At 34.6% G+C, this 15,704-nt stretch carries 18 protein-coding genes; all 18 read left to right on the top strand.

Going from position 1 to position 15,704, the window contains the following annotated elements; genetic code table 11:
* Window positions 1-29 precede the first annotated feature (29 nt).
* The 18 genes from speD (at window position 30) to IPN70_00740 (ending at window position 15,699) form a co-directional block, all read left to right on the top strand.
* Entirely contained in the window at window positions 30-467 is a 438-nt protein-coding gene (speD, locus tag IPN70_00825; GenBank protein QQS61466.1) for an adenosylmethionine decarboxylase, read from the top strand.
* Between the two features lie 9 nt (window positions 468-476).
* Window positions 477-1,532, top strand: coding sequence for a deoxyhypusine synthase (locus tag IPN70_00820; protein ID QQS61465.1), 1,056 nt, complete (start codon window positions 477-479; stop codon window positions 1,530-1,532).
* Window positions 1,533-1,542: 10 nt separating this feature from the next.
* Window positions 1,543-2,463, top strand: coding sequence for an agmatinase (gene speB, locus IPN70_00815; GenBank protein ID QQS61464.1), 921 nt, complete (start codon window positions 1,543-1,545; stop codon window positions 2,461-2,463).
* 74 nt (window positions 2,464-2,537) lie between these two features.
* On the top strand, window positions 2,538-2,924 hold the full coding sequence (locus IPN70_00810; GenBank protein QQS61463.1) for a hypothetical protein: 387 nt from the start codon (window positions 2,538-2,540) through the stop codon (window positions 2,922-2,924).
* Between the two features lie 283 nt (window positions 2,925-3,207).
* Window positions 3,208-3,441 carry a hypothetical protein gene (locus tag IPN70_00805; protein QQS61462.1) on the top strand — a complete coding sequence of 78 codons (234 nt, stop codon included), beginning with the start codon at window positions 3,208-3,210 and terminating at the stop codon, window positions 3,439-3,441.
* A gap of 22 nt (window positions 3,442-3,463) precedes the next feature.
* The gene (locus tag IPN70_00800) at window positions 3,464-4,075 is read left to right on the top strand and encodes an alpha/beta hydrolase (GenBank protein QQS61461.1); all 612 of its coding nucleotides are present in this window, start codon (window positions 3,464-3,466) and stop codon (window positions 4,073-4,075) included.
* Window positions 4,076-4,143: 68 nt separating this feature from the next.
* On the top strand, window positions 4,144-4,761 hold the full coding sequence (locus IPN70_00795) for a phosphoglycerate mutase family protein (GenBank protein QQS61460.1): 618 nt from the start codon (window positions 4,144-4,146) through the stop codon (window positions 4,759-4,761).
* Between the two features lie 11 nt (window positions 4,762-4,772).
* Window positions 4,773-5,540: an SAM-dependent chlorinase/fluorinase gene (locus tag IPN70_00790; GenBank protein ID QQS61459.1), complete on the top strand. Its 768-nt coding sequence runs from the start codon at window positions 4,773-4,775 to the stop codon at window positions 5,538-5,540.
* 164 nt (window positions 5,541-5,704) lie between these two features.
* Window positions 5,705-6,268 carry a hypothetical protein gene (locus IPN70_00785; protein QQS61458.1) on the top strand — a complete coding sequence of 188 codons (564 nt, stop codon included), beginning with the start codon at window positions 5,705-5,707 and terminating at the stop codon, window positions 6,266-6,268.
* A gap of 184 nt (window positions 6,269-6,452) precedes the next feature.
* Complete coding sequence (locus IPN70_00780) at window positions 6,453-7,247, top strand: hypothetical protein (protein QQS61457.1); 795 nt, start codon at window positions 6,453-6,455, stop codon at window positions 7,245-7,247.
* The gene (locus IPN70_00775; protein QQS61456.1) at window positions 7,237-8,958 is read left to right on the top strand and encodes a HAMP domain-containing histidine kinase; all 1,722 of its coding nucleotides are present in this window, start codon (window positions 7,237-7,239) and stop codon (window positions 8,956-8,958) included. The genes IPN70_00780 and IPN70_00775 overlap by 11 nt, the downstream gene beginning before the upstream one ends.
* 14 nt (window positions 8,959-8,972) lie before the next feature.
* Window positions 8,973-9,848, top strand: a complete 876-nt coding sequence (locus IPN70_00770; GenBank protein ID QQS61455.1) for a response regulator — start codon at window positions 8,973-8,975, stop codon at window positions 9,846-9,848.
* Window positions 9,820-11,043 carry an MFS transporter gene (locus IPN70_00765; GenBank protein QQS61454.1) on the top strand — a complete coding sequence of 408 codons (1,224 nt, stop codon included), beginning with the start codon at window positions 9,820-9,822 and terminating at the stop codon, window positions 11,041-11,043. The genes IPN70_00770 and IPN70_00765 overlap by 29 nt, the downstream gene beginning before the upstream one ends.
* Window positions 11,044-11,048: 5 nt before the next feature.
* On the top strand, window positions 11,049-11,762 hold the full coding sequence (locus IPN70_00760) for a segregation/condensation protein A (protein QQS61453.1): 714 nt from the start codon (window positions 11,049-11,051) through the stop codon (window positions 11,760-11,762).
* Window positions 11,763-11,774: 12 nt separating this feature from the next.
* Window positions 11,775-12,335, top strand: a complete 561-nt coding sequence (gene scpB, locus IPN70_00755; GenBank protein ID QQS61452.1) for an SMC-Scp complex subunit ScpB — start codon at window positions 11,775-11,777, stop codon at window positions 12,333-12,335.
* A complete protein-coding gene (locus IPN70_00750; GenBank protein ID QQS61451.1) occupies window positions 12,328-13,389 on the top strand; it encodes a D-alanyl-D-alanine carboxypeptidase in 1,062 nt (353 codons plus the stop codon). Before scpB ends, IPN70_00750 begins: the two co-directional genes overlap by 8 nt.
* Before the next feature lie 21 nt (window positions 13,390-13,410).
* Window positions 13,411-14,508 carry a phospho-N-acetylmuramoyl-pentapeptide-transferase gene (mraY, locus tag IPN70_00745; GenBank protein QQS61450.1) on the top strand — a complete coding sequence of 366 codons (1,098 nt, stop codon included), beginning with the start codon at window positions 13,411-13,413 and terminating at the stop codon, window positions 14,506-14,508.
* A 12-nt stretch (window positions 14,509-14,520) separates the two neighbouring features.
* Window positions 14,521-15,699 carry a glycosyltransferase gene (locus IPN70_00740; protein QQS61449.1) on the top strand — a complete coding sequence of 393 codons (1,179 nt, stop codon included), beginning with the start codon at window positions 14,521-14,523 and terminating at the stop codon, window positions 15,697-15,699.
* Window positions 15,700-15,704: the final 5 nt, after the last annotated feature.

Genomic DNA, 15,704 nt, shown 5'->3' with positions numbered 1-15,704 from the left:
CACAAAACTATTGGGGCATTTTCCTAGGAATGAACCTAGATGAGTTAATTATTAATAATTTAGAAAAATATATGGAAACAATAAACTTCGGAGAGCATCTTATGATTGACGGTTATGGTGGGAATTTTGAGAAATTAAACGATGAAGAATCTGTTCGTAAATGTCTAGATGATCTGGTGGTTAAATGTGAAATGCACAAACTTACGGAGACGAAAGTTTTTTTTGCAAAGGGAAATGATACAAAGGATCCTGGAGGTTGGAGTGGATATGTTTTGATCGAAGAAAGTCATATAAGTATACACACATTTCCTGGAAGAGGATTTTTGAGTGCGGATGTCTATACTTGCAAAAATGATATGGAAACAGACCTGATCATCTCTCACATTACTGAAATATTTCAATTGAAAGAAACGGAAATTAATTTTGTTAAAAGAGGAACTCGATACCCAAGTCAAAATTTATTATAGATCAAAAATATGAAGAAATCACAGGAAAAGAAAGAATTACTTTCAAACGTTGTTCAGCATATCGATATTAAGAAGTTTGATTCACAATACATTATTGATTCCATGCGAGGAATGTCTTTTTCGGCAAGAGAAGTTGCTCATGCTACGGATATATTATCTGCCATGATAAAAGAAAAAAAATGTGTGAATATCCTTACTATAGCAGGAAGTACAAGTGCTGCTGGATGTATGCAAATCTATGTAGACATGATAAAGACAAACATGATCGATGTTGTTGTTGCAACAGGAGCAACGATAGTAGATATGGATTTTTTCGAAGCTCTTGGCGCAAAGCATTATCAGGGATCAGTAGATTCAGATGACCGCAAATTACGATCGCTTTATATCGATAGAATATATGATACGTATATAAATGAAAATGAACTACAAATGTGCGACAACGCTATCAAAGAAATAGCGGATTCTCTTGAGCCTCGACCTTATTCTTCGAGAGAATTTATTTATCATATGGGAAAGTTTCTCTCTGAAAATCCTAAGAAGGCCAAGAAAAAAGATTCTTTAGTTCAGGTTGCTTATGAAAATAATGTGCCGATATTTTGCCCTGCTTTTTCCGACAGTAGTGCTGGTTTTGGCTTAGTTATGAATCAAGTTGAAAAGCCAAATATTCATATTTCAATCGATTCCGTTGCTGATTTTAGAGAACTTACCGAGATAAAAATGCAGGCAAAACAAACAGGTGTTTTTATGATAGGAGGCGGTGTTCCCAAAAATTTCACTCAAGACACTGTTGTGTGTGCTGAAATGTTGGGTAAAAAAAATACCCCGATGCATAAATACGCAGTGCAGATAACAGTTGCGGATGTTCGAGATGGAGCTTGTTCAAGCTCGACGCTAAAAGAAGCTCATTCGTGGGGGAAGGTTACCATTGAAAATACACAAATGGTGTATGCTGAAGCAACATCCGTTCTTCCTCTTATGATAAGTTATGTGTATCATCAGGGAGATTGGAAAAAAAGAGAGAAGAAAGAATTGGGAAAAATATTTATAAATAATGACAAAGAGTAAATGATTTTTTATGGTAGAATCTATTTTGGATGTCATTGATGAAAAATCTTGTGATGCTGTTGTTTTAAGTGTTCCTTATGACTATTCTTCTTCTTTTCGAAAAGGACAAGATAAAGGACCCATGAAAATCGTTCATTGCTTAGAAGAAAAAGTGGAATTATTTGATCGTTTTCTTCTTCTGGAAACAGCCAAAGAATTTTCGATTTTTCATGATGATTCTCTTCTTTCTATTCATTCGGAACTTCCTGAAAAAATGATCCAGACTGTTCGTGAGCGATGGCTTCATCACTTCTCCTCTGGAAAGTTTATCATTACATTGGGAGGGGAACATTCTATTTCTATAGGAGTTTTCCAAGGGCTAGCTGATTTTTTCAAAGAAAGTAATGAAATATCTTTGGTTCAAATCGATGCACATTTGGATATGTATGATGATGATTCTTCTTTTAATGAGGTAAATCCTGGGAGATTTTCACACGCTTGTGTTATGAGAAGGGGTGTGGAATTGGGTTTTCCAACCGTGCAAATAGGGATCCGAACGTATGCAAAGAGCGAAATACTTTTTGCAAGAGAATCTAAATCTTTGATTTTTGAGTGGGGGACAGGAATGAATTATTCCGTTGAAGATATTGTAAATGCTATCCCTACAGAAAAAGTGTATCTCACATTAGATATTGATGGATTAGATCCGGCGGTTGCGCCAGCCACAGGAACTCCCGTTCCTGGGGGATTAACATGGGAATTTTGTTCTCAATTTTTAAAACATTTATTTCTGAAAAAAGAAGTTGTATCGGCTGATATTGTAGAGATAGCTCCTTTTGAAGATGATGTCCGAACTGAATATGTCGCAGCTCAGTTATGCTACAGCATGATTGGATATGGCCTTTGTAAAAAAAGAGGAGATTTTCCTTCGGGAGAAAAAAATGAAGAATAATGAAAATTTTTTGAAAAAATAATACAAAGTGGTACAATCTTAAAGAGAGAATATAAAATGTAACTCTATATCTTGTGGATAAAAAATCAAAAATACTTCTCATCGTTTTTCTTGTGGGTGTTGCTATTTCTTTGGGCGCAACATATACGAAATATATACTTTTAAAAGATTATACTATTCAAATGCATTTGCCATGCGATCCTTCTTTGGAGAGTTGTTTTGTCTATGAATGTGAAGAAGGAGAAGAAAATTGTATTTTGAGTGAAGACGGTAGAGAACTTCAATATTATAAACTTATAAACAAAAAGGCATACGCATTTCCTTCTTGTGAAGATGACTCAGTAGAATCTTGCGATGAAGAAATAAAATGTGAGATGGAAGAAAAGGATTGTGAAGTACTTTTTTGTCAGGAAGAGGAATCTTCTCAGAAAGAAGAATGTTCTAATCCTAATGAAAAATGAATGAAAGAGAAAAATGAAGATAAATAGGAAAAAAATATACTTTTTTACACTGTAACTAGGAAATGATACTAGCCCCTTATTAGCATCCTACATATCTGTTCCTAGAGAGGAAATAAATAAAAATGTTTTAAATGACGAGTGGGATCTTTTTAAGAATTATCATATCGATCTTCCTTACGAGGTGTATTCTATTTCTGAAGTTCCCACAAATCACTTAGAAAAATACGGCATACAAGATGCAGTAAGAAACATTGCTTACAAAGAGAAGACCTTGCTAGATTCCATGCGATCATTTTCTCCAGAGGTTAATTTCGTAATTGAACTAAACAGAAAAGGCGGATTAGGCTATTACAATGATCTCTGTTTTAATATCTTTGTCAAAAAAGATGATGATAGTCCGGTGCTTGTTGCTGGAGGGGGGTCTGTTGATTGGTCGTCGAAATTGCTTGGAAATGCAAAAGAGAAAAGTATTTCCTCTGGTTTTGGTCCTGAATTTGTTCAGAAAATATTATCATAGCGTATTAACAATAATATAGAGTATGAAAAAAGTATTACTTGGTATCAGTGGTGGAAATTCATTTTGCGATGATTTGCAAATGCAAAAATATTATCAAAGTTTTGATATAGAGTATGTGCATACAGATAAATACTGGATGGATTGGTTACTTTGGTCATTTGAAAATGTCTTTGACGTGGCGAAGGTTAAAATGCCTGGTGTTGATCATGCACAGTACTCTATTTGGAAAATCGTGTTTGAAAAATATATAGAAAAATATAAAAATAGAAACATTGATATTGTGGCCCACTCTCTAGGTACTACCTTTATTCTTAAGTATCTAGTTGAGAACGAAATCGTAATACAAAATTTACACCTCATTGCCCCATTTGTGTCTGACGATTTTCAACCAAAAGATTTTAACGAGAGTACCGGAACATTTACATTTGATTATTCCGCAGTTCATACTATTGCGGACAAATGTAAAAATATTTTTGTTTGGTATTCGGACAACGACCCAGTGTGCACGGAAAGAAATGCAATATACCTACATCAAAAATTGCCTAATTCAAAAATATCAGTTATTGCCGAGCGTGAGCATTTTAATCAGAGTACGTTTTGGGAGTTGTTTGAGCAAATAAAATCTGATATATGAGTAATAAACTATTTTGATTAGTGCTCATAAGACACGAGGCACCGTATTACAAAGACATAGGACACGATTTGACACCCGAGGGTGTTGAGCGAGCAATTCATCTTGGTGAAGATTTGGTTGAACAGGGTATTATTGACGCAAAATCAAGAGTTGACCTATTGCATTCCCCTAAGGCGCGGGCGCGAGGCACGCTTGAATTTATCGTTAAAGGTGCCGGTTTGCCTAGCGATGAGTATTTTGAGGTACAAGAGATTCGCTCAAGTGACTATGCAGATCTACAGACCTTTTTGACTCGTGAAAAGGATCTTGGACTTACACTTGACGATGTGGCGAGGGAGCATTACGAGAATCGTGAGCTATATCATAAAAGCTCGCACATTGTCGAGACTCACGCAAATAGGCGTCTACGCTTTTATAAATTCATTTCAGATCTTGTTTTGCGCAGAATTACTGCGGGTGAATCTTTCAGACAAGTATTGGCAGTGTCACACTTTGAGATAATGATGCATATTATTGATGATATATTTGGAATTAAGACGTTTTCGTCCTATATGGCTCCAGCACTTGGGGAGTACATTATTCTTGATTTCTATCTTACTGATGAATCCGGAGTGATTAATATGGATATATATTTCAGAGACAGGAATAAGCAGATAAGATATGATTTTATTTCACGAGATTTTTAATATAACTGTATATGAATAAGAAAAATGTAGTAATTATCACCGACTGCAAAGATGTTGCTTTTAATGAAATGCGTCGAATTGTTTTAAACGAATGTTTTAAACTTGGAGTTAAAGATGTCGAGGTTGAACTTGTGTGTGTTGCAGAATTCTCACTTATAAATGCTGCTTTTTTGACAAGGCTTATGGCTGATTACTACTTCGAAGACACTGTTTTTTCAGTGGTAATTAACCCTCAAAAACATCGCTCAGCGCGAATATATGGAGAACTTAATAATGGAATTAAGTTTTTTAGCGCTAACACGGGTGCATTAAGTTGGGTATTAAAAGATTTTGGATACAAAACATTGTATGAAGTACATGACCCAGGTTTTGTCTCTTTCGGTGGTAAATATGTACATGCACCAAATGTTGCGAAATTAGTTGCAGGAGAACCATTAAATAGCTTCGGTAAACCATTTGATGCTGAGCAATTAATCAGCCTTGATATCAGCACAGGAACAATTGTCCATATTGATAATTTTGGCCTTCTCAAGATGATGGGTGAAACACCAAGATTTAAAGAAGGTCAGAGATTTAAAATATTCATCAATAGCGAAGAGAAGTTTGAAGCAAAATTCTCAAACAGAATGATGACACAAGACGACAAAGACTGGGTCCTTTATGCGGGCAGTTCCATCCATTCTTTACCTGAATTGGGTACCGTCCGGTACTCTGAGGGGTACAAAGAATTCTATATTAAAATTGGTGACAGAGTCACTTGGACTACTATAGATTATTAATAAGTCTTTTGCTAAATTTATCAAATCTTAATTAAATATAGCTCTAGGCTATTAGAAAAAATTCTTCTAGTCTAGAGCCTTGACGAATACTTTTTTTTCTTGACTTTTTCTTTGATTTCTGTTATTATAGAGCAAGTTCTTATTCAAAAAAAGGAGGTGCTAAAGTGAATATTCTCTCCAAATATAGAGAAAGAATCGTTCAAATTGGAGCGGGACTCTCAACCCTTGCTGTCATTAATTGGCTTTACAATTATCCACTATGGCTAGTGGTAATTGAATGGCTGGGACCTATTCATGGCTGGATCTGGCTTATGGTAGGGGCTATCATTATAAATAGGATCCTCATTCATTTCCACGCAATGACTGAACTCGATTGGACGGGTCTAGATTTGGTGGAAAGGTTTATAAGAAAAATAATAATAGCCTTTTACTTCAGAGTGGTATTTGTCGGAGAGACTGGATTTTTAAGAAAAATCCTGAGTATTTTCTCTGAAAAATTCTCTTCTTGGAGAAGGATTATCACCTTTCTCAGTCTGAGTATTTTCCAGGATTCATTTTTTGCTGTTGCTTATTTGCGAACAAGTAATGGCACGAGAAGATCCTTGATTTTTTCCAAGAAAGACTGGCTTGTTTTCTTGGGTAGTTCGGTCATTGGTACGGCATACTGGACTACTCGACAGTTTTTTCTTTTGGAATTAACAAAATACTCAGCGAGTATTTTCTTTTAAAGGAATCTTTATACAATGAGATTCCTTTTTTAATTTATGGTATAAAGGAATTGTTGCTAATTTCTTTTTGTAAATGAAATTTTTAAATTTTCATCGAATTTGCAGTGAAAATTTGGAAATTGCAATGGAAAATGAAGATTGATAACAATCCTATAAATAGGTATTTTAAATAATGTAAATATATATGAAAGATTTTTCCGAATTAAATGTGTACACCAAATTATCTGAAGCCAAATATGAAATAAAAAAAAGGTGGCAAGATAAAGATTTACGAAAAAGGGTGGAAAAATTTTTGGGAAATGACTTTCCTCTTGGTATGGGAGAATCTCCACGAGCTGTTATCTCTAGAGAAATTATGAGTCCTAATTATGAGTTTCATTTTTTTTATGACATGGTAACACATTCAGGTCTTTCTCCTCTCTATCTGGAATACCTCGCGGGAAAATTCGTAGCAAAAAATCAAACAAAGTATTGTCTTTGTAAACTTTATTTTTTCGAAGAAAATAAAAATAAAAAATATGAAAAAATAATATCGGCCAAGAGGATTGTGGATTTCAATTTTTATGAGGGTCTTTGTATAAAAGATGTGAATACTCTAAATGGAATGAGTTTAAAAGATTTTCATCACGCGATGCTTACAGAATCAATACCCAATTTTGATTTGAGTTCTATTGTGGAGTTTTCGGATTGGTTTAATGAACATAGAGTAATAGGAGAATACTATTCTCAGTATTTGGCATTATTTCTTACGCATGGAATACTCTTTGAAAATTATCTTATTGAGGGCGCTGAGGTTGAATTTACACAGAAAAGATTTATTCCTAGTTTCCAAGAAATTATTCAAACTTTTGGTATAAAACCCCTCATTGTTCCTATGGTAGTCATACCAGATGAAAATGAATTGTTTTGGTGTGGATATTCTGGTAAAATGAAAGAAGTGGCTCAACGTTTATTAGAAAATAAAAAATATGACATTTGATTTTGTTTCCAACATAGAACAATGTGCGATGCTTGTGAAAGAATCTGTTTCTTTGGGCCTTGTGTATTACTCTCATATACCCACAGCAATTATTTCCTTATTCATAGGTTTGCTGGTTTATTTTAAAGGAGGAAAATCTTTAATAAGTAAAATATTTTTTTCTTTGTGTTTGGTTTTTTCTTTGTTCCTAGCTATGAATATCATTCTTTGGACGAGCTATGACAGTAGAATGTATATGTTTTTTTGGTCCATTGGATCTCTGACAGATGCTCTCATTTTTATGTTAGGTTTTTATTTTTTTTATGTTTTTATTTATGAAAGGGATATTCCCTTTCTCTTTAAAATAATAGGTTTTCTTTTCCTTGTTCCTATTATATTTTATTTAGGAACTCCCTATAATCTTGTTTATTTTGATGGTAATGAATGTGTTCCTGTCGAGGAGGTTTTATTTAAGGATTATGTTGATTATTTAAAAATAATAATTTTTTCGATTATTCTTATTTTTTCTTTTCGAGAATATAAAAAAGCTAAGGAAGAAGAAAAAAGAAAAGTTCGAACGGTGGCTATAGGTTTAAATCTTTTTCTTGCTATGTTTCTATTTGCTAATATGTTATCTAATTATGTTATAGAAAAAGGTTATTTAGAGGCAACAGTTGGATATTCATATGAATTGTATGGTCTTTTTGGAATGCCTGTTTTTATTGGGTTTCTTGCGTATGCGATTGTGAAATTTAATATCATGAATATAAAATTATTAGGTATTCAGATTTTGGTGTGGACAATTATTTTTCTTATTGGCTCACAATTCTTTTTTATACAGAATCGAATTAATATGGTTTTAACAGCTATTTCTCTTATTCTGATTAGCATTGCAGGATTTATGCTTATTGGTTCAACGAAGAGAAATATCCAGCGAAAGGAAGAGCTCCAAAAGATGGCGGATAAATTACTTCTTGCGAATGATCGACTCAAACAGCTTGATCGAGTAAAATCAGAATTTATTTCTATCGCTTCTCATCAGTTAAGGACCCCACTTACTGCTATAAAGGGTTTTGTTTCTCTTATTTTGGAGGGATCGTATGGAAGTGTGGAAGCTTCTGTCCGAAATGCTCTCAATAAAGTATATCTTTCCAATGATCGCCTTATTCAATTAGTGGAGGATCTTTTGAATATCTCTCGTATTGAATCGGGAAAATTCGAATATACTTTTGCACCTTGTCAATTAGATGATGTTGTGGAAAGTGTTTTTGAGATGCTTCGAATAAGGGCTCGAGATGCTGGTTTGGAATTTACTCTAAAACTTCCAGAAGAAAAACTCCCCCAGATACTTGTAGATGAAGCTAAGATCCGAGAAGTTTTGTGGAATCTCATCGATAATGCTATAAAATATACAAAGAAAGGATTTGTTCGAATTTCCATTTTTGAAGATTCTGGAAAAATTGTGATTGCTATACAAGATTCCGGAATAGGCATTCTTCCAGAGGATAGCCCAAATCTTTTTGAAAAATTCTGTCGAGGAAAAGATACGGGCCGGCTTCATGCAAGTGGTACAGGGCTCGGTCTTTATGTGGGAAAGAAAATAATACTCGCACATAAAGGGAAGATAACATTTGTTTCAGAGGGGGAAGGTAAAGGAACGATATTTACTATAACTTTACCTCTAGATTTTAAACCGGAAGAAAAAAATAAAGAACAGGATTTCCTGGAATAATAATGTAAAAAAATATGGAAAAGATTTTACTCGTAGAAGATGATGAGATGATTTCAGAAATTTACCAAAAAAAACTGGAACAAGTAGGTTATAAAGTTGAGTTGGCGGCTGATGGAAATCAAGCAGAAAAGAAAATTCGTCTTGGCTCATATGACCTTGTTCTTTTGGATCTTGTACTCCCTGGTCTTGACGGAATAACTATTTTGAAAGAAATCTCCAATGAAGGCGCTCTCCCACTTCCTTCGCCGATTGTTATTTTTAGTAATTTAAATGATACCGAGAATCAAGAATCCGCTTTTCGATATGGGGCATCCGGATTTATATCAAAATCACAATTTAATCCTTCTGAATTTCTTAAAGAAATAGAACGGTATCTTCGAGAAATTCGTGAGCGAAGAAAAAACCGAACATTACATTTTTCTGATGAAGAGAGAATGGATGCTTTGAAAGAGAAAGAAGCTTCATTGAAAGAAAAATCGGAGATAAAAGAAGAAGTTGTGGAGGTTGAAGAAGAAAAAGGAAGATATATATTATTTGTTGAAGATGAAGAGGTTTTTGTTGATTTATTTTCAGAAAGACTTCGTAAAGAGGGATTTCGCTTGACGGTATGCACATCCGGAAGAGAGGCTTTGGATTTAATAAATCAAAACAAACCTGATCTTGTTATAACAGATATTCTTTTGCCTGAAATGCCAGGAAATGAACTTGTTAGTTTGATACGAAAAAATAAAGAAACATACGATCTTCCTATTATTGTTATGTCAGCATCTATATTGGATAAACAAGAAGAAGAGGTTCGAGAATTGGGAATTCAGGGATTTTTTCTTAAAACTCACATAACTCCAAGCGAGCTTGTGGAATATGTTCGAGAAATTATTCCTGAAAAATAAAAGACCTTATATGGTTTTGAAAAAGAATGAAGTTTTTAATGGAGGAAAAATCAGACTTTTATTTGGGATGTCTTTTTTCTTGGGCTTATGTGGGTCGTTGATAATGTACACAGCATCATCTTATTTTTCCCAAGCATGGAATACTGAAAATGTTGGATTGATATATCTTTTCGTTTATTTGTTGAGTTTTTGTGAATTACTCTTCTTTGATCGCATAGTGTATGTATTTGGAAAATCAACCGTTTTATTTTTCTTGCTTTTTCTCGAAATTTTAGTTTCTCTGGGATTGTCTTTGTTTAGTCCAGCGCCACTTCCTTCAATTTTTCTTATTTTTTCCCTTTTTTTGGGGAAAGTTTTGTGGACAAATTTAGATTCTATTTTGGAAGGATTTTCTGTTGATTCTCGATCGGGGAGGATTCGGGGTATATTTCTTGCTTGTATGAACGCAGGACTTCTTCTGGGACCAGTATTTTCTACGGCCGTTATTGATGCTTATGGATATCAAACACTGTATTCTTTTACCGTAATACTTTTCTCTCTCTTTCTTATTCTTAGTGTGTTCGCACTTTCGAAAAATAATCAAAGGACCTCCCAAAAAATTGTTTTTAGAAAATTTTTTCACGAAGCACGAAAAAATCAAGATCTTTTCTTTATTTATTGGTTGGCATTTACTCTTGAAGTTTTTTATGCCGTATTAATAATCTTCACACCTCTTTATTTAACTTCTTTGGGCTTAGCTTTGACTGATATTGGTATCATTCTTTCTTTGGCATTGCTACCTTTTGTTTTTTTGCAATATCCTATTGGCTATATCGCTGATCGATGGTTCGGAGAGAAAGAACTTATAGTGGTAGCTCTTATTATTATGGGAATTGGAGTTTTTTGCATGCCTTTTATTACAACAAATTCTATTTTTATTTGGGGCTTGGTTCTTATTTTTGGAAGGATTGGCGCAGCTCTTCTGGAAGTGCTTCGTGATTCGTATTTCTACAAAAAAATTGACGGGGATGCTGTGGGACTTATAAGCTTATTTCGAACGGCGGGATCTTTGGGGTATGTGGTAGTTGCAATTACCTCATCCTTTTTTCTTATTTTTGGAAGTATTTCTTATGTATTTTGGCTTGCATTTATCTTTATAATTTTAGCTCTATATCCAGCTTTTTCACTTCGAGATAACTACGCATTTAAGGACTGATTTTTATGTACATAGTGAAAACACAACAGTTTGAAGGCCCAATGGATGTACTTTTGGAGATGATAGAACGAAGAAAATTAGACATTACTCAAGTTAGTCTTTCTTTGGTTACCGATCAGTTTGTTCGGTATATAGAAACGTCCAAAAATATTTCTTTGGATTTTCTGGCAGACTTTCTTGTGGTTGCAGCAAAACTTCTTGTTATAAAATCTCGAGCACTTCTTCCTGTTTTGGAAGAAGAAACTGAAAAAGAAGAAGATGCTTACGAATTAGAATTTCAATTGAAAGAATACAAACGTTTCAAAGAGGCAAGTGAACTTATTTTCGAACTTTATACCTCCAAAAATACGTTATTTCGAAGAGAGGCATATTTGCAAACTGAAAGTTTTTTCTTGCCAAAAAAGAATCAAAAATACACTCTTTTTCCTCAAGAATTTTATGAGTTATTTAAAAAAACACTTTCTCGAATACCTGATCCTAAAATTTTGAAGAAAAAAGTGATCCGTCAAGTGATAAGTTTGGAAGAAAAAATCCGACATATCCGCACGCTTGTGGGGAGACGTCTTACAGGAACATTTTCTAAACTTATAGGGGATTCTGCAAAGGTTGAAGAGGTAGCTGTTTCTTTTCTTGCTGTTTTGGAGCTTTCTCGCACTCAAATTATAATAGCTCGACAGGAAGAATGTTTTGGGGATATTTTTTTGGAAAAAAAGAAATGATAGTATAAAAATATGGATGAACAGAATTGCAATCGGTTGGTAAGTGCTTTAGAAAGTATTCTTTTTATTTCTGGAGATCCTATTTCTAAGAAAAAATTGATGAAATTAATCGATGTTACACAAGAGGATTTGGAAGAAATATTAGAGAATTTGGAAATGCGTTGTAGTCGTGCAGAAAGTGGTTTGTCCTTGATTGAAAAAGATGATACTCTGGTGTTGGTAACAAAAGCGAAGAATGCTCCTCTTGTAGAAAAATTAATGAAGAAAGATGTGGAGACACCTCTCTCATCTTCACTCTTGGAAGTTTTGTCTATAGTAGCATATCGAGCACCTGTTTCCAGACAAGAAATTGAGTATATTCGGGGGGCGAATTGTACATTTGCATTGAGAAATCTTTTGGTACGAGGTCTTATACAAAAAGTCGATCATCCCCAGAATAACCGAGTCTTTTTTTATGGACCCACATCGCTTTTTCTTGAGAGTGTCGGACTTACTTCACTTAAACAACTCCCGGATTATGAGGAGCTTCAGAAGGATCCTCGTTTAATTCGAGATGGAGATGGAGATGCATAGACCTACAATAATAACAACATTACTTTTTTTCATTTTTTCGATAACACTTTCGACTTTTTTTGTTTGGGATGTGGCTCATCCTTTTCTTCTCGCGATAGGGAAAGAAGAAGAATCTGAATACAATATATCGGTGACATCAGGTAATGTTTTAGGGGCATTTATAAAAGATGAAGAAAAAAAAGGATTGGGATATTCTTCTGTTTCTGTGGAAAAATTGGTGGCTTGGGAAAAAATTACGCCGAGTTTGAAAAAAAATTATTCAGAAACAGCGTTTCCTACTGCGCATGCTTCCGTTATTCTTGATGTGGATTCAGGAACAATTCTTCATTATTCTGCGGGCAAAGAACGGCGAGAAATTGCATCTCTTACGAAAATGATGACAGCACTTCTTGTTATGGAGAATATAAAAAACCTTGATGATGTTGTTACTATTACGCAAGAAATGCGTTCTGTCGAAGGGACTGTAATTGGATGTCCTCGATCTGGATATTGTATAGATACACGATTGCAAGTAGGAGAAAAAATAACAGTTCGCAATCTTATGAAAGCAATGCTTATGAATAGCGCAAACGATGCTGCTACTTCTCTAGGTATTCATATTGATGGAAGTGTGGATGCCTTTGCTCTCCGAATGAATGCACGCGCAAAAGAATTGGGTCTTTGGGATTCTAATTTTTGTACTCCGTCTGGTTTAGAAATTGATGGAAAAGATTGCTATTCAAGTGCTTATGATATAGCAAGAATTGTTGCAAAAGTTTTTAGTTATGAAGAAATTCGAAAATTTATGAACCTTCCTTCAGGACTTGTTATTTCTTCTCTGGATGGAAAATATTCTCATCAATTATTAAATACAAACGCTCTTTTGGGAGAGTATTCTGGACTTTTGGGAACGAAGACTGGTTTCACGCCTAAGGCTGGATATTCATTGATGGCGGTTGCTGAAGATGCTACAGGAAAACATAAAATTGTAGCCGTGGTTCTTGACGATCCTTATCGATGGGATACCATTAAAGATATGTTTTCTTGGGCTTTTATTTCTTATGAATGGAAATAAATATTTTTTTAATTTATTTTTATGGAAATAGCGCATATATCAGATATTCCAGAAGTTGTTAATGTTCTGAAAGTTCTTTTCACAGGAGTTCTTGCTTTTATTATAGCTTTTATCGTTACTCCATTTTGGGCTGGTTTTTTGTATAAGAAAAAAATAGGGATAAAAATAAAAAAGAATTCTGTTCAAGGCGAGACTCTTACGTACGTAAGCGCTCTTCATAAAGGAAAAGAAGGAACGCCGACTATGGGAGGTGTTATTATTTGGTTTTCAATTCTCATTTTGGCTTTTTCTAGTCATTATTTATTTCCATGGATTGCTTTGTGGTGGGATTCTCATTTTGTAGCAAGATTGGATTTTTTGAGTCGATCTCAAGTCTGGTTGCCTCTTTTTGCGCTTGTTTCAGGGGGTCTTTTGGGTTTGCTGGATGATTATATGAGTGTTCGTGGCATTGGAAAAAATAAAGGAGGAGGAATGAGGTTCCTTCTTCGTTTTTATTGGCTTATCGCTATTTCTGGTGGAGGTGCTTGGTGGTTTTATGAAAAACTTGGGTGGGATGAAATACATGTTCCCGCAGTGGGGGATTTTACTATTGGTTGGTGGTATATTCCTTTATTTATGTTTATTGTTCTTTTTTGTGCTATATCATCCAATGAGACAGACGGACTTGATGGACTTAATGCGGGTGTTCTTCTTATGGCATTTAGTGCTTTTTCAGCAATCGCTTATTCGCAAAATAGAATAGATCTCGCAGCTTTTTGCGCCGCTGTATCGGGAGCGCTTTTGGCCTTTTTGTGGTTCAATGTGTATCCCGCGAGGTTTTTTATGGGAGATACTGGGGCAATGTCTTTGGGGGTTGCTTTGGGAACCGTTGCTATGCTAACGAATTCGGCCATTGTTCTTCTTGTTATTGTTTTTATTTATGTTTTAGAATCAGGAAGTGTGATCGTACAACTTACTTCCAAAAAATTCTTTCACAGAAAAGTTTTTCTTGCTGCACCTCTCCATCATCACTTTGAAGCAAAAGGTTGGCCAGAGCCGAAAGTTACTATGCGTGCCTGGATTTTTACCTTACTTACAGCAATTATCGGGGTAATAATAGCTATTTTCGGTCAGGGCTAATAATGGAGATGTATGAATCTTTTTTGTATAAAACTTGGAAAAGCTCTCTCTGCTGTGAAAAATGATGGTTTTTTCGTTGCTTTAAAAAGGATATGTGTGGGGGTATGGGCGATTATAAAACCTGTTGGATCTGGTCGAATATTGTTTATTTCTGGAGGAATGGGAGATAGTGCAAGGTATCGAACGAAAAATGTAGCAGAGTTTTTAAAAAATAATGCTATAAAGGCATGTGTAACGGTTCAAGGACGGCCTTTTCTTTCTCGATACGTGCATGCGTTTGAGGTGTTTGTATTTCATCGAGTGATGTATACACCAGAGATTCAGAATATAGTGGAGCAGAGTAAAGCACTAGGAAAGACGCTCATTTTTGAAACAGACGATCTTGTTTTTGATGAAGAATATCTTAAACATATGGATGTTTTAAAAAATATGAATAGTCTTGAAAGAAAACAATATGAAACAGGTGTTGGTGCGGAGCTTCTTAAAGATTCTTATGTCCAAATAGCTACAACAACAACAAGTTTTCTAGCCAAAAAACTTCAAGAGAAAGGAAAAAAAGTTTTTATCGTTCCTAATATGCTTTCTCAGAAAGACCTTAATTGGGCACATTCAATTTTAAAAAAGAAAAAGAAGAATTTGAAAAAGGATTCTTTTGTATATGTAGGATATTTTTCTGGATCCAAAAGCCATGATAAGGATTTTAATTCTATCGCTCCGGTAATGATTCGGATATTAAAAAAATATCCTTTTGTTCGTTTGGTTATCGCAGGACCTTTGCTTTTGGGTGATGAATTTTTTCCTTTTTCTGAAAGAATAGATCGACTTCCTTTTGCTTCTCGAAAAAAACATTTTGAAAATATATCCCAAATAGATATTAACATAGCTCCATTAGAAAAAGGGAATCCTTTCTGCGAAGGAAAATCTGAGTTAAAATTTTTTGAGGCAGGAATTGTGAATATTCCAACGATTGCAAGTTCTACACAAACATTTCGAGAGGCTATAGAACATAAAAAAGATGGATTCGTTGCTGAAAATGAAGAGGAATGGGAAGAATATATTTCAGATCTCGTCGAAGATAGAAAATTGCGTTATCATGTAGGGCGAGAAGCGAAAAAGACGGCACTTGAAAGATATACAACACTATCTTCCTCTGTGGCGAGAGATTATATTCATTATTTTGAGTCGATGTAAATAAT

It is taken from the genome of Candidatus Moraniibacteriota bacterium (assembly GCA_016699795.1).
Lineage (GTDB): Bacteria > Patescibacteriota > Minisyncoccia > Moranbacterales.
The sequence above is the reverse complement of the archived record's forward strand: the minus strand, read 5'-3'. Positions and strand labels throughout refer to the sequence as shown.

Bases quoted from the DNA above. Each gene is read 5' to 3' on its own strand.
- IPN70_00820 (QQS61465.1), top strand. From the start codon at position 477: ATGAAGAAATCACAGGAAAAGAAAGAATTACTTTCAAACGTTGTTCAG.
- IPN70_00790 (QQS61459.1), top strand. From the start codon at position 4,773: ATGAATAAGAAAAATGTAGTAATTATCACCGACTGCAAAGATGTTGCT.
- mraY (QQS61450.1), top strand. From the start codon at position 13,411: ATGGAAATAGCGCATATATCAGATATTCCAGAAGTTGTTAATGTTCTG.
- IPN70_00805 (QQS61462.1), top strand. From the start codon at position 3,208: ATGCGATCATTTTCTCCAGAGGTTAATTTCGTAATTGAACTAAACAGA.
- IPN70_00780 (QQS61457.1), top strand. From the start codon at position 6,453: ATGAAAGATTTTTCCGAATTAAATGTGTACACCAAATTATCTGAAGCC.
- IPN70_00740 (QQS61449.1), top strand. From the start codon at position 14,521: ATGAATCTTTTTTGTATAAAACTTGGAAAAGCTCTCTCTGCTGTGAAA.
- IPN70_00750 (QQS61451.1), top strand. From the start codon at position 12,328: ATGCATAGACCTACAATAATAACAACATTACTTTTTTTCATTTTTTCG.
- IPN70_00760 (QQS61453.1), top strand. From the start codon at position 11,049: ATGTACATAGTGAAAACACAACAGTTTGAAGGCCCAATGGATGTACTT.
- IPN70_00765 (QQS61454.1), top strand. From the start codon at position 9,820: ATGTTCGAGAAATTATTCCTGAAAAATAAAAGACCTTATATGGTTTTG.
- scpB (QQS61452.1), top strand. From the start codon at position 11,775: ATGGATGAACAGAATTGCAATCGGTTGGTAAGTGCTTTAGAAAGTATT.
- speD (QQS61466.1), top strand. From the start codon at position 30: ATGAACCTAGATGAGTTAATTATTAATAATTTAGAAAAATATATGGAA.
- speB (QQS61464.1), top strand. From the start codon at position 1,543: ATGGTAGAATCTATTTTGGATGTCATTGATGAAAAATCTTGTGATGCT.
- IPN70_00775 (QQS61456.1), top strand. From the start codon at position 7,237: ATGACATTTGATTTTGTTTCCAACATAGAACAATGTGCGATGCTTGTG.
- IPN70_00800 (QQS61461.1), top strand. From the start codon at position 3,464: ATGAAAAAAGTATTACTTGGTATCAGTGGTGGAAATTCATTTTGCGAT.
- IPN70_00770 (QQS61455.1), top strand. From the start codon at position 8,973: ATGGAAAAGATTTTACTCGTAGAAGATGATGAGATGATTTCAGAAATT.